2 tRNA genes and 3 rRNA genes are annotated in these 5,532 nt (G+C 48.4%); all 5 read left to right on the top strand.

Annotated elements, in window-relative coordinates:
• Positions 1–208 precede the first annotated feature (208 nt).
• The 5 genes from NC99_RS01560 to rrf all read left to right on the top strand — a co-directional run bounded on the left by NC99_RS01560 (position 209) and on the right by rrf (position 5,483).
• Positions 209–1,728 (top strand): 16S ribosomal RNA (locus NC99_RS01560).
• Positions 1,729–1,874: 146 nt separating this feature from the next.
• A tRNA-Ile gene (locus tag NC99_RS01555) sits at positions 1,875–1,951 on the top strand.
• A gap of 75 nt (positions 1,952–2,026) precedes the next feature.
• A tRNA-Ala gene (locus NC99_RS01550) sits at positions 2,027–2,100 on the top strand.
• A gap of 292 nt (positions 2,101–2,392) precedes the next feature.
• Positions 2,393–5,266 (top strand): 23S ribosomal RNA (locus NC99_RS01545).
• A 106-nt stretch (positions 5,267–5,372) separates the two neighbouring features.
• A 5S ribosomal RNA gene (rrf, locus tag NC99_RS01540) occupies positions 5,373–5,483 on the top strand.
• The 16S, 23S and 5S rRNA genes sit together here with 2 tRNA genes alongside, the layout of an rRNA operon.
• Positions 5,484–5,532 lie beyond the last annotated feature (49 nt).

The following is a 5,532-nucleotide window of genomic DNA, read 5'->3' as shown; positions in this document are numbered from 1 at the left end:
ATAGGTTTACGGGAGTTCAAAACAAGAAGACTATTGGAGCATAGATATAAAAGAGCCGCGGTGCAAGTTGCGGTTATTTTTTGCGACAAAAATACGTTCATTGAAAATATTGAAAAAGTAGAAAGATAAGGAAGAATTGCGAATTAAACGAGTTTATTCCACGAGCTAGACAAGATTGAATCTTTCGGGATTCTAATAATTTTTATTTACAACGAAGAGTTTGATCCTGGCTCAGGATGAACGCTAGCGGGAGGCCTAACACATGCAAGTCGAACGGGATTCAGTAGCTTGCTACTGATGAGAGTGGCGCACGGGTGAGTAACGCGTATGCAACCTACCTTTGACAGGGGGATAGCCCGGAGAAATCCGGATTAATATCCCATGGTATTTATAACTCGCATGAGTTTTAAATTAAAGATTTATCGGTCAAAGATGGGCATGCGTGACATTAGTTTGTTGGTGAGGTAACGGCTCACCAAGACTACGATGTCTAGGGGTTCTGAGAGGATGATCCCCCACACTGGTACTGAGACACGGACCAGACTCCTACGGGAGGCAGCAGTGAGGAATATTGGTCAATGGGCGCAAGCCTGAACCAGCCATCCCGCGTGAAGGAAGACGGCCCTATGGGTTGTAAACTTCTTTTCTGCACCAAGAATGGGCACTACGTGTAGTGTTTTGACGGTAGTGCAGGAATAAGCATCGGCTAACTCCGTGCCAGCAGCCGCGGTAATACGGAGGATGCAAGCGTTATCCGGATTCATTGGGTTTAAAGGGTACGTAGGTGGCCCAGTAAGTCAGTGGTGAAATCCTGCCGCTTAACGGTAGAACTGCCATTGAAACTGCTGGGCTTGAGTACAGTTGAGGTAGGCGGAATGTGTAGTGTAGCGGTGAAATGCTTAGATATTACACAGAACCCCGATTGCGAAGGCAGCTTACTAAACTGTAACTGACACTGAGGTACGAAAGCGTGGGGAGCGAACAGGATTAGATACCCTGGTAGTCCACGCCGTAAACGATGCTCACTCGCTGTATGCAATACACAGTATGCGGCCAAGCGAAAGTATTAAGTGAGCCACCTGGGGAGTACGTTGGCAACAGTGAAACTCAAAGGAATTGACGGGGGCCCGCACAAGCGGAGGAACATGTGGTTTAATTCGATGATACGCGAGGAACCTTACCTGGACTTAAATGCAGGACGACCGGTGCCGAAAGGTGCCTTTCTTCGGACGGCTTGCAAGGTGCTGCATGGTTGTCGTCAGCTCGTGCCGTGAGGTGTCGGGTTAAGTCCCATAACGAGCGCAACCCCTACCGTTAGTTACCATCAGGTTATGCTGGGGACTCTAGCGGGACTGCCACCGTAAGGTGCGAGGAAGGTGGGGATGACGTCAAATCAGCACGGCCCTTATGTCCAGGGCTACACACGTGTTACAATGGCCAGTACAAAGGGCAGCTACCAGGCGACTGGATGCTAATCTCTAAAGCTGGTCTCAGTTCGGATCGAAGTCTGCAACCCGACTTCGTGAAGCTGGATTCGCTAGTAATCGCGCATCAGCCATGGCGCGGTGAATACGTTCCCGGGCCTTGTACACACCGCCCGTCAAACCATGGAAGCTGGGGGTACCTGAAGTCTGTGACCGCAAGGAGCGGCCTAGGGTAAAACTAGTGACTGGGGTTAAGTCGTAACAAGGTAGCCGTACCGGAAGGTGTGGCTGGAACACCTCCTTTCTGGAGCTTGGGATAGACAACTTATCGTTTGAAGAGCATTTTTTCTTATCACTACTTTTTTATTAAAATATAAAGAGCAAAACGCGGAAAGCTGTCAGCTTTAAAGCTTGTAGCTTGAAGCTATAAAGCTAAGAATAAAACAAGACAGTCCCGTAGCTCAGCTGGTTAGAGCGCTACACTGATAATGTAGAGGTCCCCAGTTCAAGTCTGGGCGGGACTACCAGCCCAGTGGGCAGTAACAGTGGCAGTAGACAGGAACAAACTGGAAACTGAAACTGAAAACTGTGAACTGAAACAAGGGGGATTAGCTCAGTTGGCTAGAGCGCTAGATTTGCATTCTAGAGGTCAAGGGTTCGACTCCCTTATTCTCCACAAAGAAGTACATGAGTACGGATTTTATAAGTACGAAGTACGAGAGTGAAAGAGACAAAAAAAGTCGTAAGACAAAGTTCAAAACATATTGAAGAGTCCAGTACAGGTGACAATTTTGGAATTTACAACCTGGAATTTGGAATTTAAGAACAGATACCCAGCGGTGGTAACAGGTCCGGTTCGACTCCGGAAGTATCTACGTTTAACAATCCTTCGGGATTAGTTATAAAGTTCTTTGACATATTGGGAAACAAAGAGAATGTAAATTTACATTCAACCTTAAAAGAATCAAGAGAAAGTTATTAAGGGCGCACGGGGGATGCCTAGGCTCTCAAAGGCGATGAAGGACGTGATAAGCTGCGAAAAGTTGCGGGGATCGGCAAATACGAATTGATCCGCAAATATCCGAATGGGACAACCTGGTCTTCGGACCATCCGATTATGTCGGAAGCTAACCCAGGGAACTGAAACATCTAAGTACCTGGAGGAAGAGAAAACAAAAGTGATTCCGTAAGTAGTGGCGAGCGAACGCGGAACAGCCTAAACCAATATTGTTTCGGCAATGTTGGGGTTGTAGGACCACGAGATTCGATAATACATTAAGTGGAATCATCTGGAAAGATGAATCAAAGAAGGTGATAATCCTGTACACGTACATTGTATTAAAGATAGTGGTATCCTGAGTAGGGCGGGACACGAGAAATCCTGTCTGAATCAGCCGGGACCATCCGGTAAGGCTAAATACTAATGAGAGACCGATAGTGAACAAGTACCGTGAGGGAAAGGTGAAAAGCACCCCGAACAGGGGAGTGAAAAAGTACCTGAAACCGTGCGCTTACAAGCTGTAGGAGTCCCGATTTATCAGGATGACTGCGTGCCTTTTGCATAATGAGCCTACGAGTTAGTCGTTACTGGCAAGGTTAAGGGTTTAAGACCCGGAGCCGAAGCGAAAGCGAGTCTGAATAGGGCGAATTAGTCAGTAGCGCTAGACGCGAAACCTTGGTGATCTACCCATGGTCAGGTTGAAGTTTTGGTAACACAAAATGGAGGACCGAACCAGGAAACGTTGAAAAGTTTTTGGATGAACTGTGGGTAGGGGTGAAAGGCCAATCAAACTGGGAAATAGCTCGTACTCCCCGAAATGCATTTAGGTGCAGCGTCGGTTATGAGTCTTATAGAGGTAGAGCTACTGATTGGATGCGAGGGCTTCACCGCCTATCAAATCCAGACAAACTCCGAATGCTATAAGATGCTTTCCGGCAGTGAGGGCGCGGGTGCTAAGGTCCGTGTCCGAGAGGGAAAGAACCCAGACCATCAGCTAAGGTCCCCAAGTGTATATTAAGTTGAACAAACGAGGTCTGATTGCTTAGACAGCTAGGATGTTGGCTTGGAAGCAGCCATTCATTTAAAGAGTGCGTAACAGCTCACTAGTCGAGCGATCGGGCGTGGATAATAATCGGGCATTAAATATACCACCGAAGCTATGGATTTATGGTAGGGGAGCATTCCAGTCTGCGCTGAAGCGGTTTCGTAAGGAGCCGTGGAGCGTCTGGAAAAGCAAATGTAGGCATAAGTAACGATAAAGCAGGTGAGAAACCTGCTCGCCGATAGACTAAGGTTTCCTGATCAACGCTAATCGGATCAGGGTTAGTCGGGGCCTAAGGCGTACCCGAGGGGGGAAGTCGATGGACAATTGGTTAATATTCCAATACCTTTTGATACTGCGATGGGGTGACGAAGTAATGAAAGACCCGCGTACTGACGGAATAGTACGTTAAATGGTGTAGGTTATGAGAGGCATAGGTAAATCCGTGCTTTGAGCTAAAGCCAGACAGTACCGAGAGCCTTCGGGCAATCGGATAGTGGTCCTAAGCGCTTCCAAGAAAAACCTCTAAGCTTCAGGTATCAAAAGCCCGTACCGCAAACCGACACAGGTAGTCAAGGAGAGAATCCTGAGGCGCTCGAGTGATTCATGGCTAAGGAACTAGGCAAAATCGCCCCGTAACTTCGGGAGAAGGGGCGCTCTACTCCGGTAGAGCCGCAGTGAAAAGGCGCATGCGACTGTTTATCAAAAACACATGGCTATGCTAAATTGAAAGATGATGTATATGGCCTGACACCTGCCCGGTGCCGGAAGGTTAAGAGGGGATGTTATCTTCGGAGAAGCATTGAATCGAAGCCCCGGTAAACGGCGGCCGTAACTATAACGGTCCTAAGGTAGCGAAATTCCTTGTCGGGTAAGTTCCGACCTGCACGAATGGTGTAACGATGTGCGCACTGTCTCGGCCATGAGCTCGGTGAAATTGTAGTCTCGGTGAAGATGCCGAGTACCCGCAACGGGACGGAAAGACCCCGTGAACCTTTACTGCAACTTCACATTGATTCTGGGTAAGTGATGTGTAGGATAGGACGGAGACTATGAAGCGGGTTCGCCAGGATTCGTGGAGTCATCCTTGAAATACGTCCCTTTGCTTACTTGGAACCTAACCCCGAAACTTCGGGGGACATTGTGTGGTGGGTAGTTTGACTGGGGTGGTCGCCTCCAAAAGAGTAACGGAGGCTTCTAAAGGTGCGCTCATGACGATTGGTAACCGTCAGCAGAGCATAATGGTATAAGCGCGCTTGACTGCGAGACTGACAAGTCGACCAGGTACGAAAGTAGAGCATAGTGATCCGGTGGTTCCGCATGGAAGGGCCATCGCTCAAAGGATAAAAGGTACTCCGGGGATAACAGGCTGATCGCTCCCAAGAGCTCATATCGACGGAGCGGTTTGGCACCTCGATGTCGGCTCGTCACATCCTGGGGCTGGAGAAGGTCCCAAGGGTTGGGCTGTTCGCCCATTAAAGTGGCACGCGAGCTGGGTTCAGAACGTCGTGAGACAGTTCGGTCCCTATCTGTTGTGGGCGTTGGAAATTTGAGAGGGCCTGCCGCTAGTACGAGAGGACCGCGGTGGACATACCTCTAGTGTATCTGTTGTGGCGCCAGCTGCATTGCAGAGTAGCTATGTGTGGAAGGGATAAGTGCTGAAAGCATCTAAGCACGAAGCCTGCCTCAAGATGAGATTTCCTTTAAGGGTCGTGGGAGACTACCACGTTGATAGGCTGCAGGTAGAAGTTCAGTGATGGGCGTAGCCGAGCAGTACTAATTACCCGTAGACTTTCCTTGCACGATTTAAGGTTATTTGTTGATTTAGATTCTTTTTCCCGATATGTTAAAAATATTTAAGTGTTGTGTACCCTTCTGAAAAGAAGAAATAAGCAAAACAAAGATTTTAGGTGATTATTGCGGCGGGGTTCCACCTCTTCCCATTCCGAACAGAGAAGTTAAGCCCGCCAGCGCCGATGGTACTGCAGAAATGTGGGAGAGTAGGTCGTCGCCTTTCTTTTTAAACCCTGAGTTCTCCAGAGCTCAGGGTTTTTTATTGACGAAAA

The sequence above is a fragment of the Sunxiuqinia dokdonensis genome (assembly GCF_001270965.1).
GTDB classification, from domain to species: domain Bacteria; phylum Bacteroidota; class Bacteroidia; order Bacteroidales; family Prolixibacteraceae; genus Sunxiuqinia; species Sunxiuqinia dokdonensis.
Note: the sequence above shows the minus strand (reverse complement) of the source record. Positions and strands in the feature narration are given on the sequence as shown.